This window comes from Paenibacillus polymyxa M1, from assembly GCF_000237325.1.
Taxonomy (GTDB): domain Bacteria; phylum Bacillota; class Bacilli; order Paenibacillales; family Paenibacillaceae; genus Paenibacillus; species Paenibacillus polymyxa_C.
Genome location: NC_017542.1, coordinates 1984478 through 2003176, shown reverse-complemented (window position 1 = coordinate 2003176; position 18699 = coordinate 1984478). Strand labels below are relative to the sequence as shown.

Below are 18699 nucleotides of genomic sequence, written 5' to 3'. Positions count from 1 at the left end.
GAGCCTGTGCGTCATTTGTATTTAATCTCTTCATTAAACTTCTGAAGTTGCGGATGCTATATCACGGCCGATCGAGGCCAGTTCTTCGCTAGTCAGCTCTCGATAGCTGCCCAGTGGAAGCTGATCATCCAGCTTCAATGGCCCCATGGCGGTTCTTTTCAAGTAGGTCACCTTTTTACCAATCGCCTCGAACATGCGCTTCACTTGGTGAAACTTACCCTCATGGATTACGAGCGAAATATAGGAAGTGACTTCTCCATCTGCCTGATGCGGCTGTTCATGCCGAAGAATCGTCAACTGCGCGGGTAGGGTGACATACCCATCGTCCAGTTCCACTCCTGCTGTAAATTGAAGAATATCCTCCTCCGTGACATGCCCCGACACCGTAGCTTCATACGTTTTGGGGACATGACGCCGTGGAGACAGTAGTTCGTGCGCCAGCTTGCCGTCGTTGGTCAACAGCAATAAGCCTTCTGTATCTTTATCTAGCCTCCCTACTGGAAAAGGCTCAAAATGTCGTTCCTCCACACTCAGCAAATCCAGCACCGTCCGTTCCCTCGTATCTTCGGTTGCGGATATGACACCTGGAGGCTTGTGCAGCATGATGTAAATAAACTCCCGAAATACAACCAGTTCTCCGTTCACTTCAATTTGGTCTTGGTATGGATGAACCTGTAAGCCGCTATCTTTGATGGTCCGTCCGTTTACCGTGATCATACCTTGCTTTACCTGTTTCTTGATATCACTACGGGAACCATATCCCATATGGGTTAAAATTTTGTCCAAACGCTGAGTTTGTCTTCCTTTTCCACTCATACCGATGTCCACCTCCAGCCTGTAGGATATTCATTTTTAAGCATGCCGTCCTGCCATTTGCCCCACCCGGCCGAATAACCATCAATACACACGAGAGTAAAGCCTTTGGGTTGGACTTCATTTCGAAGCTCTATTCTCTCAACAGGGATGGACAAGGTTTCACCTTTTAAATACCGGATGGCTTCAGCATCCGAGCTGGAGAGGTTGATGCTCCTAACCGCCTCAGAAGGGCGTAAAGCCACCGCCAGCGGATGTGAAGGTACAAAACGACCATTCTTATCGGTTCCCATAAACCAGCCCGGACGTACCACCTTAAGGCCGTCCAAACGATGTGATGCCAGCGGCGATTGATAAATGCGATCTCCGTAGACCACCGTGTAGCCTGCAAATGAAACCTCCAGCTGCTCCTGAACAAATTGGTGATAGGACTCCAGCACATCATGCGGGGAGCGTGCGGCAGATTTCACATTTTCTTTGCCCATACGTGACTTGCTGCCATCAAAGCCGCGCGTGTTCTTTCCTTTGGCTAACTTTCCGCCCATTCCTTTTCCGGTTCGTTTAGGCTCATCAGTCGTGCGCCTTCCTTGGCCACTTGGGAGTAGCGCTTCCTTGACGGGCAAATGTTGCTTCTTCTGCGGATATGCTGCTTCTATGTTTAATACTCTGTCATTCTTGTTCGAAAACGGAACCATATCCCCCGATACAGTGTGATCTGCTGTCGAGGCCACACGAGCACCACCCTGATGCTGCAATACAGCGATAAAATGGCCCTCCCCCTCTACAAGATGCGGCCAGAGGCGTGCTGTACCCCGCAGTTCGGGATGTGCCGATGCAATCTCTTCGTTCATCCATTCCGGGTGGCCTGGTGCAAAGCCTGCTTCCGAAGGAACAGGGACTACGTTAAAATCGGGATGAGCATCCAGAAATTCCGCAATCATTCCTTCATTCTCCTCCGGGGCAAAGGTGCAGGTCGAATAGACAATTCTTCCCCCATCGCTCAGCATTGAGGCCGCTACACGCAAAATGTCCCGTTGCATGACCACACATTTTTCCACCGAGTGTGTCTCCCATTGTTTGGCCATATCCTCATCCTTACGGAACATGCCTTCTCCCGAACAAGGTGCGTCAATTAAAATCTTGTTAAAAAAATGAGGAAAAGCATCTGCGATACGATCAGGGCTCTCATTCAATACCACGGCATTGCGCACACCGTACAATTCCACATTTTTAGCCAACGCCTTGGTTCGATCGACGCTAATATCATTGGTCACCAGTATGCCGCTTCCTTGCAGTTTGGCTGCGATTTGGGTTGATTTCCCTCCCGGTGCAGCGCACAAGTCCAAAACAGCTTCACCCTGAGCTACATTGAGCAGTTCAACTGGAGACATGGCACTCGGTTCCTGAACATAGTACAACCCAGCATGATAGTAGGGGTGAAGTCCAGGCTTAGTACCGTGCGGAATGTAAAAACCTGTGGCGCACCACGGAATCGGCCGCAGTTCGAACGGAGAACGTTCCTTAAAGTCCTCTACTGGAATTTTTAATGTGTTGACACGAATCCCCGCATGGGGCGTGTGGTCATAGGCAGCCATAAAAGCCTCAAATTCATCGCCGAGCAGTTGCTCCATGCGCTTTACAAATGCTGTGGGGAGCTGTACACCCATAATCGTAATCATCCTGTCCTGTTAAAATAAATTTTATTGTACCATAATCAACCTGTTAGCCGGCAATATCTGTGTGATTTACAAACTTTCACTACAAGCTGTAATGTTGTATAATAATGAGGTTCATAGTTACATATTTTAGATTTTGATAGGAGAGATTCCATTGAACGCACAAAAATCCAACAAAAAAAAGCTTATACCTGTCATTGGCTTTTTTGTTGTGCTTATCATTTTGCTTGGAGTGCTGCTCGCTTTAAACTCAGGCACTAAAAACAAGCTGTACGGCGTTTCCACAGCCTCGTTAAGTCCTACTACCCAGGAACTGCTAAACGATCCAAACTATCAGCAAATTATTAAGCCAGAAGATCTACAAAGTAAAATTGACAAAAAGGAAAGTTTTTTCGTCTATCATTTCGCGTCTGACTGTGTTCACTGCCGTGCCACCACTCCTAAGCTCATGCCTTTGAGCAAGCAGGAGAACATTACGATGCACGAATTTAACCTGCGTGAGTATGAGGCTGGCTGGGACAAGTACAAGATTGAGTATACACCTACGCTTGTTTATTACGAAAAAGGCGTGGAAAAGGAACGTATGGTAGGTGGATTGAAGGAAAGTCCTTCAGACAACGGATACACACTCGACGATTTCAAAGCCTTCTTTGAGAAATATAAAAAGAACGTGACCTCTTAGACAAATGTCCTCACACCTGACAATGATAAAGCAGCCCGATCCCTATAAAACGGATCGGGCTGCTCTTTTATTATGCGCTACAACATCAAGGCGCATCCTTCGTTTCCACTGTAGCTGAGCGTAAGCTCCCAGCGGCCTGTCTTCGCCTAATCGAAGCTTCCAGCGCCTGCTGACGCTGCTCATGCTTTTCCCCACGCCGAGGACCTCTCTGCTGAGGGATATTGACTGGAACGGACGATGATGCCTTCTCCACGGCCTGACGCAGTCCGGGCTCGACAATTTCAATCGTCAAATCCCGATAAACCGGCGGTTGACGTTGAAGCTCTTCCGAACCTTCCATAACAGCTTCAGCAAGCTGCCGAGCGCAAGCGCGCGCCTCATCTACCAGCTTCGCCATATTAATGCCCAGCGCGTGCGAAGCAGCATGCTCCAGCCTATGTACCGCACTGTCCAGCATCATGTATCCACCACGATAGTTACCATTGCGAAAATGATACAGTCCTACAGCAATTTGCAGTAAACCTTTATATACAGGGTCTCGGTCCAGCTTAAGCCACAGCTCTTCCAGTACCTCATGACATTCAAAGTAATCCCGATCCCGATTGAAGTATACCAAATAAGTTACGTACAACGGTTCATAGGAAGGGTTCACCATTTAAAACTCATCCCTGTCTTCTTCCTTAGTTGAAGCTTCCAGCATCTCCTTGACCTCATCATGCAGCTGCTTGATTCCTTCCATGTCGTGCCGCTCCCACAGTTCATTAAATCTGCGCTGCGCCTCAATCGTTTCACTAATTTTATGGTAGAAATAAAGACGGTGCATGCCTGTTAGGACTTTGGATACGATATTGGCTTCATCCTCGAACTTCTTCTGCGCTTCCAATATTTCAAGACGGATGGAAGACATTTCATTATCCAACACAAAGGCTGCCTCAGCCGCCTTTTTCAACCGGGCCCGCATATCATCCGGCAAGCTCTCACGATACTTATAGCTAAGAGAATGCTCTATGGTTGCCCAAAAATTCATAGCCAACGTACGGATTTGAATTTCGGCCAGCACAATTTTTAACCCCACTGCTGTCTGAACCGGGTACTCCACAATCATATGAAAGCTGCGATAGCCGCTATCTTTATAATTGGTGATATAGTCCTTTTCATACAATACCGTCAAATCCTTACGTCTTCGAATATATTCGGCTACCCGCCGAATATCCTCTACGAATTGACACATGATGCGAATGCCGGCAATATCCTCGATCCCCGTCTCCAGCTGATCAGGTGAAACCTGCAATCTCTTCGCCTTATCGAGGATGCTGGATATTTTTTTAACCCGTCCAGTTACGAATTCGATAGGAGCGTATTCCTCGCGCTTTTTCAGCTCCGCACGCATTGTTTTGAACTTGACCTTAAGTTCCTCCACCGCCTGATCGTATGGCAGCAAAAATGTTCCCCAGTCTCTTCCGTCCATCCCCGTACCTCCTGTCTCTTCCGACAACACTTTTTTATCTATGAGCTGCACCAACAGCCTCGGTAATGTGTCTAAAGCCGTCCTTTCGAAGCAGCTCACGCAGACCGGCATGTATAGCCCGGTTTACTTCCGGCCCTTCGTAAATCAATGCTGTATAAATTTCAATCAGGCTAGCGCCTGCTTTAATTTTGTCATAGGCATCACGACTGGTAAAAATACCGCCTGATCCAATAATAGGCAGCTTCCCTTCCGTCTGGCGGTATACCCGTCCAATGACCTCTGTGGAACGGTCACGTAGCGGCTTACCACTCAATCCTCCGGTTTCACTTGCATTTCGATGCGTCAGACCCGTCCTGGATATCGTCGTGTTCGTCGCAATAATGCCATCCACTCCGCTGGCCGCAATCGCATCCGTCATATATTCCAATTCCTCGTCCGATACATCCGGTGCAATTTTGACCAGTACAGACTTGGCTTTACCATACTTTGTCGCCTGAACTCCCATCTCTGCCCGAACCGCTTCCAGTAACGACTTCAGTTCACTGCCATGCTGGAGTTTTCGTAAATCCGGGGTATTGGGCGAACTAATGTTTACTACAAAGAAGTCCGCATACGGATACAGTGCGGAAATACATTTCTCATAGTCCTTATGGGCATCCTCATTTGGCGTTACTTTATTTTTACCGATATTAACAGCAATCGGCACAGGTCGATGTTTAAGGGTAGCCAAACGCTGGGCCATGCTCTCAGCACCCAGATTGTTAAAGCCCATCCGATTGACTAATGCCTCATCGGGAGGCAGTCGAAACAACCGGGGCTGATCATTGCCGGGCTGTCCGACAGGTGTCACCGTGCCTACTTCCATAAAACCAAAACCGATGGAAGAAAAACCGACAACCGCTTCAGCATTTTTATCCAGTCCCGCAGCCAGTCCAATCGGGTTGGGAAAATGAATACCAAACAGATCAACGGCAAGATCTTCCGTTTCCTTGACTCCATACATCCCTCGCAACGTCGCTGCTCCACCGGGAAGTGAGCCCGCATGCTTTAAGCCGTCAATGACTACATGATGGGCCCTCTCTGGACTCATTTTGAAAAAAACAGGTTTCGCAATCCTTCGATACAACACGATTCATCCACTCCGTTCTATGCCCTTGCACAATCCTAAAAAAACATCTCTACAAAATAGTTTAGCTTTTTCCATACCAAAAAGAAAGTAATTTGCGAGGTCCAATATCAGAACAATTCAGTTGTCATGGAGATGTCATTGAAAATGTATAATCAAACCATTTACAATGGACATAGTAAGACAGGATCTTAGCCCGCAAGAAAAGAGGGATTGCTGATATGAAGACCAAGCGCAAACCGCCCAGTCTGCAAAAGAAAAAGGATGAGGTGAACAAGAAAGCGATTGTTTGGACCGCCGTCAGCTTTGTTCTACTCATCATTGTGATTGTTCTGGTCATTGTTTTAGCACAAGCAGGAACTCGTTAAACAACAAGTAGCAGTGGCATCAAAACGTTAATTTAGCCAGTGATAGGTTTTGTGGGGATTCGTCTGGTCGTGCTGCGGCTCACTCGTAAATCGGGAACTAGGTACAAGCACTTGATCAGGCAGTCCCCCGTTACCAATAACCACCTCCGTACCTGAAGGTACGAGTGCAAACAATTCCTCCACGTCTTCCTTCCCCATGCGGACACAACCCAGCGACTCATTTTTGCCGATACTTTCGGGCTCGTTCGTACCATGGATAGCATAATTTGTTGCAGACAGTTGCATACCACGACTGCCAAACTCACCGTTGGATTTGCCGTTCGGATTTACGACTTTATCGGTAATCACAAATTTCCCTTCCGGCGTTCTTTCTCCGCCCAAACCGATGGGATAATTGCGAATAAGTATATTGCCGCTCACCAATGCTAGCCTGTGTTTGGATTTGTCTACCACAATTCGTAGCGGTTGCTCCAGAAAAGGCCGTCCGTGCAATGAAGATGCCAGCAGTAGACTGCTTTCAGCCGCTGAGTCAGCGTTCTGATCTCCTGCCTTCCCTGTTCCCTGTGCTGGAGAAGCAAGTAAATTACGGATAGGTGTAAAAGCCTTCTTCATCCCGTCAGTCGTACCGTACATTGTGTTATTGGGAAAATCTCGGGTCAGTTCCTCAAGACTCTGGGGAAGACGTTGATGCTGCGAACGATAAGCGCGCATGGCGCTATTCAGCACAGCCAGCTCTTCCTGTCCGGCAGCCCATTTTAGACCTGTTATGCGGAGTTTCTCACTGTCCGACGGCTTGCAAGCACATGCAGCGGCGTCGTAAGACTGAATAGCTAATCCGCCGTTTCCCTTGTTCTGTACACTAAGTAACGGCTTCATACCTTCTCTCCAGATCAGCCACGCCCCACTCTGCTCCATGCCCAGCACTGTGGTCTTGGACGGCATTTGACTCGTCTTTGCCAACATATCCGTAAGCGCTGTTCCAGCCCCACTTCCTTGCCTGGCTTGAGCTGTAAACACACCACCAGCATAAGGCTCACCGTTTTGTGCCCTCTTCTTTGGATCTGCATTAGCCACTTTCGCAACTTCGACATGATCAATCGCTGCATGCTCAGTTCCGGATGGAACGGATGCGCTCTTAGGTGAAGTGCTCGGTGAATTGGCTGAAGGGACCCAGATGAGCAGAAGTACCATTAAGGCAGTTAAAAGATGACGTGTTCGAGCGGTTCTCCGCTCCTTCTCCTTGGACATCTGAACCAGTTTATCCTGATATTCCATCCATACGTCTGCCGGAATCTGTTTATGCTCAAAGGCTTCGAACACTTCTCCTGCACGATTGAAGCAATAATTCGCTTTGCCTTCCTGACCGTTGCTTTCATACTCTTTACCGAGTAAATACCAGGCCATTTTATTATCAGGGTGCTTTTTGACATACGATTTAAGATGAGGCGAATGGTCCATCGGATCCTCCTGATCGTGTAATCTTGCATGCTTACTATTATGTATATCGGTCACAATGGGCCTGATGGACAGCACATAAAAAAAACAGCACCGTCAGCATGCTTTCACCGTTATACGGTGAAGGGTACTGTCGGTGCTATGCCTGTCCAAAAAACTTACACTTAACCTTCTTTATTGAACGGTTCGTCTGCAACTTTGATGGAATCTGTAGGGCAACCGTCACAAGCATCCTGCATATCATCAAACAGGTCTTCTGAGATCGCCTTGATGCCTTGGTTTGCATCCCCTTCAAAGATCACTTCAGCCAAACCTTCATCATCATAATCATAGATGTCTGGTGCTGTAGCGCCGCAGGCTCCGCAAGCAATGCATGTATCTTTTTCTACCCAAGTGTATTTAGCCATAACTTTTCTCTTCCTCCTATACAATCGAACAAACCAGCTTTTGCATTCTATTCACATATTAATACAAACCCAAAATTATTACAAATTATTTTCCTTTATCCTTCATGCAAAAAACGCTTATAACGTGTGTTACTGATACTGACCATCATTCTCCCCTAAGTTCACTCTGGAGTAGGTAGATTGTCTTTTTGCAGCGAAGTTCCGCGCAGCTTGGAATTACGAAGAAGTACTGAAGGATCATCTCCCAGCATCCCCGCAGTCAAAATTGCATTTTCACCAAACTTATCCCGCAGCGCATCCATCGTTTTCAGTAAACTTTCTTTTTTAGGCTGGTCTTGGTATTCAAATAGATCTAATTGAACTGCCGCTTCCTCCTTTGGAATGAGCTGTTGCAGCGTAATCCCCAACAAACGCACTGGCTTATCCTCTCCCCAATGGCGACGATACAATGCACAAGCTTCCTTATATATGTCTTCTGCACTTTCCGTAGGCGTACTCCTGACTTGAGAACGCGTAAAGGTCTTCATATCCGGGGTCCGAATCGTCAGTTGGATACCTCCTGCCAGCATCCCTTGTCGTCGAAGCCGCCGAGCTACCTGATCACTAATGTTAAGCAGTACCCTTTGGGCTTCTTCCAACTTTACTACATCCATAGGCAGAGTGGTTGTGTGACCGATGGATTTGTTCGGCTCCCGTTCAGTGCTGACTTGAGAATGGTTAATTCCGTTTGCCGCCAATTTTAACCAAGAACCAGTTACCCCAAATATGCTAACCAGCATGTGTTCATCTGCCTTAGCCAGTTGCCCAATGGTGCGAATGTTCATTTGTAGAAGCTTGTCTGCAGTCTTGCGACCCACACCAAACAATTGACCACATGGAAGGTTCCACAAAATGTTGGGTACATCACGCAAACGTAGAACAGATATCCCGCGTGGCTTTTTCAGATCAGAGGCCATTTTGGCTAGCAGTTTGTTGGGTGCTACCCCAATTGAGCAAGGCAAGCCTAGCTCTTCTTCTACTCTACGCTGAATCTCCTCGGCAATATCCAAAGGTGTTCCAAACTGCTTGGAACCGGAAATATCTAGATAACACTCATCAATTGAAGTTGCTTCCAGCATAGGCGTATACGAGTAAGCAATACTCATAAATGCTTTGGAATAACGACGGTATAAATGAAAATCAGGCTGTATTATGATGAGCTGCGGACAAATCCGACGAGCCTGCTGAACAACCATCCCAGTTGAAATGCCCAATCGTCGTGCTTCATAAGAGCAAGTTACAATTACACCTTTGCGCAGCTCACTGCTGCCTGCCACTGCGGTAGGCAATCCTTTATATTTTTCCGGCTCCTCCGCTGCATGAACAGAACAATAAAATGCGTTCATATCCACATGCAGAATAACTCGTCCACCAACCGGATAATAAGCACTGACATCTTTCATGCTCAACCCTTCTTTTTAACTATGAATTCATTCGTTAGATCAAGAATATGTCCTTTGATTTTATACTTAAATCACCCTTGCATACTATTTCTATTTTACATAAAAAATATAGGTTTTGCGCTCAAAAATGATAATTATATATTACATTTGAAGTCATTAGTTGTTATAATCGACTATCATACGAACACGACAAACTAACGCTTTCCTGTTTTTAAGCGTTAAACAACTAAATTAATGTGCTTAAAAAAGCAGAGCATTACCAATCTGAGCAATCCGCGAAGGAGGAGTCCCTCATGTCCACCGCTATTTCTATCTTTGACACAACGCTGCGAGATGGCACTCAAGGAGAAGGAATTAGCTTATCTGCTGATGACAAATTGAAAATCGCCAAAAAACTCGATGATCTCGGTGTTCACTATATTGAAGGCGGGATTCCCGGGAGCAACAGCAAGGATATTGAATTTTTCAAACGGGTACAAGAACTAGGCCTTCAGGCAAAGATTGTCGCCTTCGGCAGCACGCGCCGCAAAGATAGCATCGCAGCGCAGGATGTCAATCTGCAACGGATTCTGGAATCCGGCGCTCAGGCCGCTACTCTGGTCGGTAAATCATGGGATTTTCATGTGCACACTGCTTTACAGACAACACTGGAGGAAAATCTGTCTATGATTTACGACTCCATCGCCTTTTTAAAGCAAGGGGGCATGGAAGTTATTTTTGATGCCGAGCATTTTTTTGACGGATATAAAAACAACCCCGAGTATGCACTCGCCGTTATGAAAAAAGCTGAGGAAGCAGGCGCGGATTGGCTCGTGATGTGTGATACCAACGGCGGTACCCTACCGCATGAAATACATGAAATTGTCACTACACTGCAAAGCCAGCTAACGAAGTCACAGTTGGGCATTCATACACACAATGATTGCGAATTGGCAGTAGCCAACTCACTCAGTGCAATTCAAGCAGGCGCAAGACAGGTCCAAGGTACCATCAACGGCTACGGTGAACGGTGCGGTAATGCCAACCTATGCTCCGTCATTCCGAACTTGCAGCTTAAACTGGGCTACGACTGTCTAGATCCCGAGAAGCTAAAACAACTCCACAATACAGCTCGCTTTGTGAGTGAAGTCGCCAACGTCAATCTGCCTGTCAACCAGCCTTATGTTGGCAATGCTGCTTTTGCCCATAAGGGGGGCATTCACGTGTCAGCTATTCTGCGCGACTCACGAACTTATGAGCACATCGCTCCTGAACTTGTGGGGAACAAGCAGCGGGTCTTGGTCTCCGAACTGGCCGGACAAAGCAACGTTGTATCCAAGGCGCAAGAACTGGGCATCACCCTTGATCCGTCCAGTGATGAGGCACGTGGCGTCATTAGTCGTATCAAGGAACTTGAGCATCAGGGCTATCAGTTTGAAGGCGCGGATGCTTCGTTGGAATTGCTTATTCGTGAAGCCGGCGGTGAAGTGAAGGAAATGTTCTCATTTGAATCCTTTAAGGTGCTGGTGGAAAAAACAGCGGGGCGATCGGTCGTCTCCGAGGCATTCTTAAAGCTGAATGTTGCAGGGACAAGTGTCTATACCGCAGCTGAAGGAAATGGTCCTGTCAACGCACTTGATAATGCACTCCGCAAGGCTCTTTCTCAGTATTTCCCAGCCTTGCGAGACATGCATTTGGCTGACTACAAGGTGCGTGTACTCGACGAAAAAGACGCCACTGCCGCCAAGGTACGCGTGCTCATTGAGTCCAAAAATTACGAGGACGTCTGGAGTAACGTAGGCGTATCCGAAAATGTTATTGAAGCTAGCTGGGAAGCTCTCTTGGACAGCTTCCGTTATGCATTGTTGGAAGCACCAACTCCAAAAAATGAACAAACAGAGCTTACTCATCACGGATTAGTTAACCACTAATCAACTACTACAATGAGACAATAAGGTGACATTGGAGGTCTATATCAGCCCCCAAAGTCACCTTATTTTTTTTGAAAGTGCTTCTATTTTACACTCCAACTCTCGTTCACTGAGCATGCCGATTATAATTTCTCGTACCCGTCCATGGTCATCAATCGTTACATGAGTCGGAAAAGCCACTCCTCCAAATTGTTCAAACAACGCTCCTTGTTCATCCAGTAAAATAGGAAATCGGAGGGCTAAAGAACGGGAAAACTTCTGCACATCCTCCAATCGATCATAGCGAGTTACATTGATGCCATACACATCTACATCATGTTTGTATTTACTATACAATTCATTCAGCATGGGCGCTTCTAATCGGCACGGATCGCACCATGAAGCCCAAAAGCTAATGATCATCGCTTTATTCCGCAGAGCCCCTACATCGTAGGACTTGCCGTTTAACCCCTTTAAAATCATAGAAGGAAGCTGTTGCCCAGGTTTGATTCTTTTTATTACCTCTGCTGCTGCTGATTCAGCCCCTACATTCTTCTCAACATCAAGCTCTTTCTCGCCTTTATATTTTTCTTCCAGTGGTGCATTTTCCACAGGCAGGCTTGCTGAATAAACTGTGTTTGCAATAATCCCCCATGAAGACCCAACCATAACCAGCACAATTATCGCTCTGATGAAAAGAAATCTTTTCACAGTCTTATCACCTGTCTTTCATCTAAATGATCTTCATCCTTCCCATAGGATGCCCCTACGATTCCCACCTCTAACCTTCTAAATCTGAACAGGACACAAAAAAAACAGCAAACCCACGAAAATCGCGAACTTGCCGTTATGATGTGGTGTCAGATACTATACCTTGTACTGAATCAGGCATGACTCAAATGCGCGTAGACATCTGCCAAATTGGTCACATTACGCTTCAGCATTTCCTGAACATACGCCACCCAAAGCTTAGCCGTCATCTTCGCATCCTCTAACGCATGATGCCGCCCTTCAATCGGAATGGATTGATAGGCCAGCAATTCATCCAAACTATAGGTTTGATGTTGCTGTGGCTCCAGCCATTTGGCGAGCATCATTGTGTCTAGTACACGGTGAGTTAACTGAACTTTAGATGTTTTCCATAACGCAGCATTTAAAAAGGCCTTATCATGAGCGCTAGCATGCGCTACAAGCACCCGCCCACCTACAAAGGACATAAAGTCATGCAGTCCATTCATAAGCGGCGGAGCTCCATCCGTCATTTCCCGGGTAATCCCAGTTAGCCGAGTAATCTGTTCAGGAATCTCGGTCCGCGGATTGACAAGCGTATAAAACTGCTCTTTTTCCATAATCACATCCCCGACTACTCGAATCGCTCCGAACGATAAAATCTCATCTCCATGCTGTGCCGAAAATCCCGTTGTCTCCAGATCAAAAACTACCGTCTCCAAACGGTCCAGTGGGGTACGCAATACTTCAGAACGCCGTTGTTCCCGCGTTAAGGACCGAATAAACGCCATCTGCTGAGCCGTAGGAGCCCCCATTACAGATGCGATTGCCGACGGCACTCCTCCTCTGCGGAGGGCACTCCAGAAGCCACCTCCCTGCGCTGGTTCTTTCATGACCTTCTCCCTTCCATAAATCGCAGCTGCCTTTGCAACGCACGATGCAGCCGTCGTACTGTTGAAAGAGCCTCGCGCAGCTCATGCCAGCCTTTACCTTGCTTCAACGGCTTGACAGCCAGATAGCCATTACTGATCAGCAACCCGTCCTTCTCCCTCGCCGGAGTAGCCATTCGAAGCTGAAGTGCGATCCGAAAGGCTCGCTCGCAAGAGTCGAGTAAAGGCAACGGTGCCGCTTCAAGTGATGCGAGACGCCTGAGTCTTTTCAGGGTGGAAGTTTCCTCTACACCATGTTGCAATGCCAAAAAACGGACGGCGTTCACCAATGGAATGTATAACCCGTATTTCACATCAAAATCGCCTGCATGCTCACCGAACCGCTCGGTAACGATCTGACCTAAAATATTAAGTGTCGCTTTATGCCTTACCGTGTTCCTAAGTACCGCTGAAGGTAGGTCGGGTTGTTTGCGGAACAACTTATAAAAGCTTTGCTTCCATTCCACAGATAATTGCTCGTCACCTGCGATATGTCTCATGTCAGACGAGATAATGAGATATCGAATCGGCTCCCAGGCAAAATCTTCCGACCATTTTGATAGCTGGTCTTGCCATCCAGTCAACGTATGGCGCCACAATGGCTCTGAGCACATCACTTTCCCCTCGCATTTGGGATATCCCAAATGCTCTAGCATTGCAGAGAGTCTGCGACCAAACTCGCTAAAATACAATTCTTTATCAGCAGACACAAGGTCACTGATAATCATACCGTTATCCTGGTCACTCCACAGCGTCGATTCCGAGCGTCCCATGCTACCGAAGGCTATAAATGCGTAAGGGACGGGAGGAGGGCCGAAGCCATCCTCAACCATCCCTTTTTCGCACATTTGTACAGCTCTGGCCGCGATGCGGTCATGCATTTCATTCGCCGTTCGTAACCAGTCTGATAACGGAGCGGAGGCTTGGGAAGCCAGCAGCCATTTCTGGGAATCGACCCTGGCCTGCCTTAAAGACTCAGGTGTGTCTGCATGATCAATCGCTTCGGTGGAACTCACCCAAGGGGCCATATTTTGCAGTTCCATACTTCCATCTCCTCCGCTCATCCATACTGGCTCTTTATATTTTACATATTAGCTGACAATTCCAGAACGCTTTTCAGCTTCGGTAACTAACTTCATTTGCTCTGGATAGCCGTACGTACCGTGTTCACTGATATCGAGTCCCATCGTTTCTTCCTCTTCCGTAACGCGAATACCCATAATTGCTTTCATCGCACCCAGAATAATGAAGGAAATGACGAATACGAATGCCAAAGTACCAATCAGTCCAAGCAGCTGTACTCCTAATTGTGTAAAACCACCACCATAGAACAGACCCGCTTGACCTACACCTGTTATTTTTGCAAGCTCAGGAGTAGCGAAAAACCCTGTGGATACCGCGCCCCACATCCCCGCAACACCATGTACGGAGAAAGCATATACTGGGTCATCTACTCTCGCACGCTCAAACCATTGCGCTGTGAAGAAAGTGACGATCCCTGCAACTGCGCCAATAACCAATGCCGCCCAAGGCGCTACAAAGGCACAAGAACCCGTAATGGCAACCAAGGCTGCCAGCACACCGTTTAGCATAGCAGGAATATCTGCTTTTCCGTATACCATCCAAGATACGAGCAAAGCGAAAACTCCGCCTGCCGCAGCAGCAATATTTGTAGTCAGGGCTACATATCCAAAGAATCCGTCATTCATAGCAGAAACAGCACTACCTGGGTTAAATCCAAACCAGCCAAACCAGAGAATAATAACACCCAGGATAGAGTACACCTGATTATGACCAGGGATAATGTTCGGCTTGCCATCTTTATTAAACTTGCCCAGACGCGGTTTGAGCAGCAACGTAGCGACGAGTGCCGCCGTAGCACCTGTCAGATGGACCACTGTTGAACCAGCGTAATCCTGCATTCCCAACTTGCCAAGCCAGCCGCCGCCCCATACCCAGTGAGCTACAACGGGATAGATCACGATGGAGAACAAAATACCGAAAATAATGTATACACTTAATTTTGCACGCTCTGCCATCCCTCCGCATGCGATCGAAAGCGAAACCGCAGCAAAAGCAAAGTGAAACAAAAACATAATCGTAATCGGAACATCCAAACCTGAAAGAGTATCAAACGATGCAGCAGCATCTGTCCCACTCATGAAGAAACCCGTCAGTCCCATAAATCCGTTACCGCCGTCATTGCCAAAACCGAATCCAAATCCGAGGGCCCAGAAGGACAAGGCCGCAACACCCGTCGTGAGAATCGTTTTACCAGCGACATGACCCGCGTTCTTCATTCGTGTCGAGCCTGCCTCCAGCAATGCAAATCCCGCTTGCATGAAAAATACAAGTATAAATGCCAAGAACGTAAATGCCGTGTTTAGCCCAGCTTGAAGTTGAATATTTGTCGGCCCGTCAGCAGCGAACGCACCTACCGGAAAAGCTAGAACCGTCAGCATGGCCAATAATACAACTAACCACTTTTTTCTCATGAAGACCACTCCTCGAATGTTAAGTTTCTTTACATTTCGTGAAATTCTTATTGTCATTATAATCAGAATACATGAAAGTTGACAAGATTTTTTTTATAATGTTAAAAAAATGAGCTTACAAACCTGACATGTCACATTTACTAACCATAAAGGTAGCTTGTTTGAGCCCGACAAAAGCATAACGTTTGACTGTATGGTTGAGGATCATGTAAAATATCCTTTATAAACACTCGGTTTAAAATGCTAATATTGAAGGTTGAACGAAGAGCGCGAGGTGAAGACAGATGGGGATATGAAGCTATATCGAATTGGCGAGCTAGCCAAAGCGGCTGGTGTCAGCGAACGAACGATTGATTATTACACTAAACTCGGTTTGATCACACCTGAAGAACGATCATTGAAAAATTATCGCCTTTATAATGGTGAAACGTTAAACAGGCTTGAACGTATTAACCAAATGAAACAAGAGAAGTATAGCCTTGAGGAAATCAGACAGACTCTGATTAAATGGAACTCGGTTGCAGGAGAAGAACACGTCACTGACAAACTAACGAGTCTAGAAATGCATATGCAGCGTCTAGAACGTGAAGTCAATGAACTACAGCCTCTTCTCGGACAGCTCAAGCCCGTCCAAGCTCGCAAGCTGCTTACTGGTCTGTTGCCACAAAGCGCTGCTTGTATTGAGGCTTTGAAGTATCTGTTGGAGCATAGTTCTATGATGTAGATACCCAGGCTAGTAGTATGAACAATAATGGAGGGTTGCTTTATGATGGGTATGTATATATTGATTATTCTTGCGTTCGGATTATCCTTATGGGCGCAATTCCGTGTAAAAGGTACGTTTAACAAATGGTCTGATGTCCCAAATGAAAATGGACTGACTGGTTACGATGCAGCTCGGCACATGCTGGATCGTAATGGCTTGCATGATGTACCTATTGAGCCAGTACCCGGCGCGCTATCTGACCATTATGATCCGATACAACGAGTGGTGCGCTTGTCCGAGCCTGTTTATTATGAAAAATCCATTTCTGCGGTTGCTGTGGCTTGCCATGAAGTCGGTCATGCCATCCAACATAAAGAGCATTATCCTATGCTGGCACTTCGCCACCGGATCTTTCCAATCGTAAACTTTGCTTCCGGGATTGCACCGTTTCTGCTGATTGCTGGTTTCTTATTTAGCTTTACGAACCTGATCGGTTTGGGTATTATCTTCTTCTCGGCTACTGTTGCTTTTCAATTAATCACATTGCCAGTTGAGTTTAATGCTTCTAATCGCGCCCGGGAAATTATGGTTTCTGAAGGATTTATCCGTAGTGATGAAGAACGTGGTGTAGCTAAAGTTTTGAATGCTGCTGCATTGACTTATGTGGCCGCAGCTCTCGTTTCCTTGCTGGAACTGATCCGCCTAATTGGCATCTTTAATAGCCGGGATTAATCACTTGTATTGCAAAAAAGGTTGTTCCTCTACCGTCATTGGTGGAGGAACAACCTTTTTTCTTGATCTTAAACCAATACACTATACTTAATTGTCTCAATCTGCTTTTGCCGTTTTGTTCGAAGTAGCAGCATTACCATGAAGACCAAAATATTGCAATAAAAAAGTTCGGAACGATTTAGCAACTAAAGGAAGTTTGTCATCTCTACGATGAATCAAGCCAATTGTTCGCGTCACCTCTGGATCAACAATCGACACCCTTGCAGGTTGAAGCGGGTTAGTCTGAAACAGCGCCATTTCAGGCAGAAGACTAACCCCCATACCAGCAGCTACTAAACCGCGAATCGTATCTGTCTCTTCGCCTTCAAAAGCAATATCCGGCGTAAATCCAGCCTCCAGGCAGGCCTGCCAGACAATCGGACGTAACGAATATCCTTCCCTGAACAAGATGAATTTTTCACCTTTAAGCTGGCTCAATGTGATGTGTTCAGCTGAAGCCAAAGGATGATTAGGTGGGAGAACCGCAAATAACTCCTCAGTTAACACCACGTCCCCCTCGACATGATCATGTCGATCTGGAAAAGGAGATACAAAGGCCAAATCCACCTCACCCGCTAACACATCACGAATTAAACTCGGGTACATTCCTTGTTTAAATCTAAATTTAACATTGGGATACCGCTTACGGAATTCAGCCACCACTGTAGGAATAAGATGAATCCCCAAACTGTGCGGAAAACCGATACGGATTTCGCCCCCCTCAGGGTCCAAAAACTCATGCACTTCCAAAACAGCCCGCTCCAGATCTTTTATGATCGTTTCCACCCGTTTGCAAAATAGCTGTCCCACTGGCGTAAGTTGCAGATTGCGACCCTTTTGCATAAAAAGATTAACTCCCAGCTCCTCTTCAAGCTGATGAATTTGCCGACTTACCGCAGATTGCGCCACATGCAACTCCTCAGCTGCCTGAGTGACATGTTCTTTTTGCGCTACTTTCATGAAGTATTGCAACTGTCGTAATTCCACTCCGATATTCGCTCCAATCTGTTTTTCAACATACGAAAGAAGATGTTCATCGAACATCATCCTCTTTCTTACCCAGATAACTTACGATAAAGCTGTCTTTAGTGACGTTTGCGTTGACCAGTCAATCTAATCAATAATCCATACATGAAGAACCCACTGAGCAAGCCCCCAAAGTGAGCGGTCCAGTTAATGTTCGCTACAGCAAAAGAAAACAGAATACCAAACCCAAGCAGCGTGTACAGCGTTTTGCGCGAAGCATCATCCATCAAGGAACGTTGGAACAAGGCAACGTACAGAAACGCCCCATAGATCCCATAAATCGCTCCTGAGGCTCCTACAGAGACTGTCGTTTCTGCCACCATGTTGTAATGCGCAATGGACAGTATGTTCCCTACAACACCCGTGACCAGATACAACAACACATATCTTAAGGACCCGAGCAAACGCTCCAGCGGAGGAGCGAATACAAGTATTGCAAAGGAATTAAACAAAAGATGATCAAACCCTGCATGTAAAAACATAGCTGACACATACCGCCACAGCTGGTCAGTGAATGGCGCCTCATTAATCAAAGCCCCATACCGGATCAGCGTCAAACTATTTTCTGATCCACCTTGCACGGTCAGTACAATAAACATCACAATATTGATAAGCAAAATCAGACAGGTTACCGGGTAAAACCGCAAATAACTTTTCCAGTTCTCATAACGTAAAAAAATCAAGGCAATCCTTCCTTCATGGGGTGTCTCCACCTTA

Annotated in this window: 19 protein-coding genes; 5 read left to right on the top strand and 14 right to left on the bottom strand. The window is 46.6% G+C overall.

Going from position 1 to position 18699, the window contains the following annotated elements:
- Nucleotides 1-33: 33 nt before the first annotated feature.
- Nucleotides 34-816, bottom strand: coding sequence for a pseudouridine synthase (locus PPM_RS09085; RefSeq protein WP_014599638.1), 783 nt, complete (start codon nucleotides 814-816; stop codon nucleotides 34-36).
- The gene (locus PPM_RS09080; RefSeq protein ID WP_013370513.1) at nucleotides 813-2480 is read right to left on the bottom strand and encodes an RsmB/NOP family class I SAM-dependent RNA methyltransferase; all 1668 of its coding nucleotides are present in this window, start codon (nucleotides 2478-2480) and stop codon (nucleotides 813-815) included. The genes PPM_RS09085 and PPM_RS09080 overlap by 4 nt, the downstream gene beginning before the upstream one ends.
- 163 nt (nucleotides 2481-2643) lie before the next feature.
- On the opposite strand from PPM_RS09080, the gene PPM_RS09075 reads away from it, so the two are divergent.
- Complete coding sequence (locus PPM_RS09075) at nucleotides 2644-3171, top strand: thioredoxin family protein (RefSeq protein WP_013370512.1); 528 nt, start codon at nucleotides 2644-2646, stop codon at nucleotides 3169-3171.
- Between the two features lie 85 nt (nucleotides 3172-3256).
- Here the strand turns inward: PPM_RS09075 and PPM_RS09070 are convergent, their stop codons facing one another.
- The 3 genes from PPM_RS09070 to PPM_RS09060 are packed head-to-tail and all read right to left on the bottom strand — an operon-like array spanning nucleotide 3257 to nucleotide 5768.
- Nucleotides 3257-3826 carry a DUF309 domain-containing protein gene (locus PPM_RS09070; RefSeq protein ID WP_013370511.1) on the bottom strand — a complete coding sequence of 190 codons (570 nt, stop codon included), beginning with the start codon at nucleotides 3824-3826 and terminating at the stop codon, nucleotides 3257-3259.
- Nucleotides 3827-4639 (bottom strand): GTP pyrophosphokinase, encoded by an 813-nt coding sequence (locus tag PPM_RS09065; protein ID WP_013370510.1) that lies wholly within the window; start codon nucleotides 4637-4639, stop codon nucleotides 3827-3829.
- Between the two features lie 34 nt (nucleotides 4640-4673).
- Nucleotides 4674-5768: a quinone-dependent dihydroorotate dehydrogenase gene (locus PPM_RS09060; RefSeq protein WP_013370509.1), complete on the bottom strand. Its 1095-nt coding sequence runs from the start codon at nucleotides 5766-5768 to the stop codon at nucleotides 4674-4676.
- A gap of 218 nt (nucleotides 5769-5986) precedes the next feature.
- Between PPM_RS09060 and PPM_RS29600 the strand changes: the two genes are divergently transcribed.
- The gene (locus tag PPM_RS29600) at nucleotides 5987-6133 is read left to right on the top strand and encodes a hypothetical protein (protein WP_013370508.1); all 147 of its coding nucleotides are present in this window, start codon (nucleotides 5987-5989) and stop codon (nucleotides 6131-6133) included.
- 27 nt (nucleotides 6134-6160) lie between these two features.
- Here PPM_RS29600 and PPM_RS09055 read toward each other — a convergent pair whose 3' ends face one another.
- The 3 genes from PPM_RS09055 to PPM_RS09045 form a co-directional block, all read right to left on the bottom strand.
- Entirely contained in the window at nucleotides 6161-7591 is a 1431-nt protein-coding gene (locus PPM_RS09055) for a L,D-transpeptidase (RefSeq protein ID WP_013370507.1), read from the bottom strand.
- Nucleotides 7592-7752: 161 nt separating this feature from the next.
- Nucleotides 7753-7995, bottom strand: a complete 243-nt coding sequence (locus PPM_RS09050; RefSeq protein ID WP_013309730.1) for a ferredoxin — start codon at nucleotides 7993-7995, stop codon at nucleotides 7753-7755.
- Between the two features lie 161 nt (nucleotides 7996-8156).
- On the bottom strand, nucleotides 8157-9437 hold the full coding sequence (locus PPM_RS09045; RefSeq protein WP_013370505.1) for a DNA polymerase IV: 1281 nt from the start codon (nucleotides 9435-9437) through the stop codon (nucleotides 8157-8159).
- Between the two features lie 293 nt (nucleotides 9438-9730).
- Between PPM_RS09045 and cimA the strand changes: the two genes are divergently transcribed.
- Nucleotides 9731-11347 (top strand): citramalate synthase, encoded by a 1617-nt coding sequence (gene cimA / locus PPM_RS09040; RefSeq protein ID WP_013370504.1) that lies wholly within the window; start codon nucleotides 9731-9733, stop codon nucleotides 11345-11347.
- A 57-nt stretch (nucleotides 11348-11404) separates the two neighbouring features.
- On the opposite strand, the gene PPM_RS09035 is transcribed toward cimA, so the two are convergent.
- From PPM_RS09035 to PPM_RS09020, 4 genes are all read right to left on the bottom strand, one after another.
- Nucleotides 11405-12037 (bottom strand): TlpA family protein disulfide reductase, encoded by a 633-nt coding sequence (locus tag PPM_RS09035; protein ID WP_013370503.1) that lies wholly within the window; start codon nucleotides 12035-12037, stop codon nucleotides 11405-11407.
- A 173-nt stretch (nucleotides 12038-12210) separates the two neighbouring features.
- Nucleotides 12211-12948 (bottom strand): exonuclease domain-containing protein, encoded by a 738-nt coding sequence (locus PPM_RS09030; protein WP_013370502.1) that lies wholly within the window; start codon nucleotides 12946-12948, stop codon nucleotides 12211-12213.
- Nucleotides 12945-14027: a DUF294 nucleotidyltransferase-like domain-containing protein gene (locus PPM_RS09025; protein ID WP_013370501.1), complete on the bottom strand. Its 1083-nt coding sequence runs from the start codon at nucleotides 14025-14027 to the stop codon at nucleotides 12945-12947. Before PPM_RS09025 ends, PPM_RS09030 begins: the two co-directional genes overlap by 4 nt.
- A gap of 48 nt (nucleotides 14028-14075) precedes the next feature.
- On the bottom strand, nucleotides 14076-15479 hold the full coding sequence (locus tag PPM_RS09020; protein ID WP_013370500.1) for an ammonium transporter: 1404 nt from the start codon (nucleotides 15477-15479) through the stop codon (nucleotides 14076-14078).
- Nucleotides 15480-15771: 292 nt separating this feature from the next.
- Here PPM_RS09020 and PPM_RS09015 point away from each other — a divergent pair, with 292 nt between their 5' ends.
- Nucleotides 15772-16203 carry a MerR family transcriptional regulator gene (locus PPM_RS09015; protein WP_043886097.1) on the top strand — a complete coding sequence of 144 codons (432 nt, stop codon included), beginning with the start codon at nucleotides 15772-15774 and terminating at the stop codon, nucleotides 16201-16203.
- A gap of 42 nt (nucleotides 16204-16245) precedes the next feature.
- The gene (locus tag PPM_RS09010; protein ID WP_013370498.1) at nucleotides 16246-16917 is read left to right on the top strand and encodes a zinc metallopeptidase; all 672 of its coding nucleotides are present in this window, start codon (nucleotides 16246-16248) and stop codon (nucleotides 16915-16917) included.
- A 96-nt stretch (nucleotides 16918-17013) separates the two neighbouring features.
- On the opposite strand, the gene PPM_RS09005 is transcribed toward PPM_RS09010, so the two are convergent.
- Both PPM_RS09005 and PPM_RS09000 read right to left on the bottom strand, forming a co-directional pair.
- Complete coding sequence (locus PPM_RS09005; protein ID WP_043921440.1) at nucleotides 17014-17943, bottom strand: LysR family transcriptional regulator; 930 nt, start codon at nucleotides 17941-17943, stop codon at nucleotides 17014-17016.
- A 98-nt stretch (nucleotides 17944-18041) separates the two neighbouring features.
- Nucleotides 18042-18665 carry a rhomboid family intramembrane serine protease gene (locus PPM_RS09000; protein WP_013370496.1) on the bottom strand — a complete coding sequence of 208 codons (624 nt, stop codon included), beginning with the start codon at nucleotides 18663-18665 and terminating at the stop codon, nucleotides 18042-18044.
- Between the last annotated feature and the right edge of the window lie 34 nt (nucleotides 18666-18699).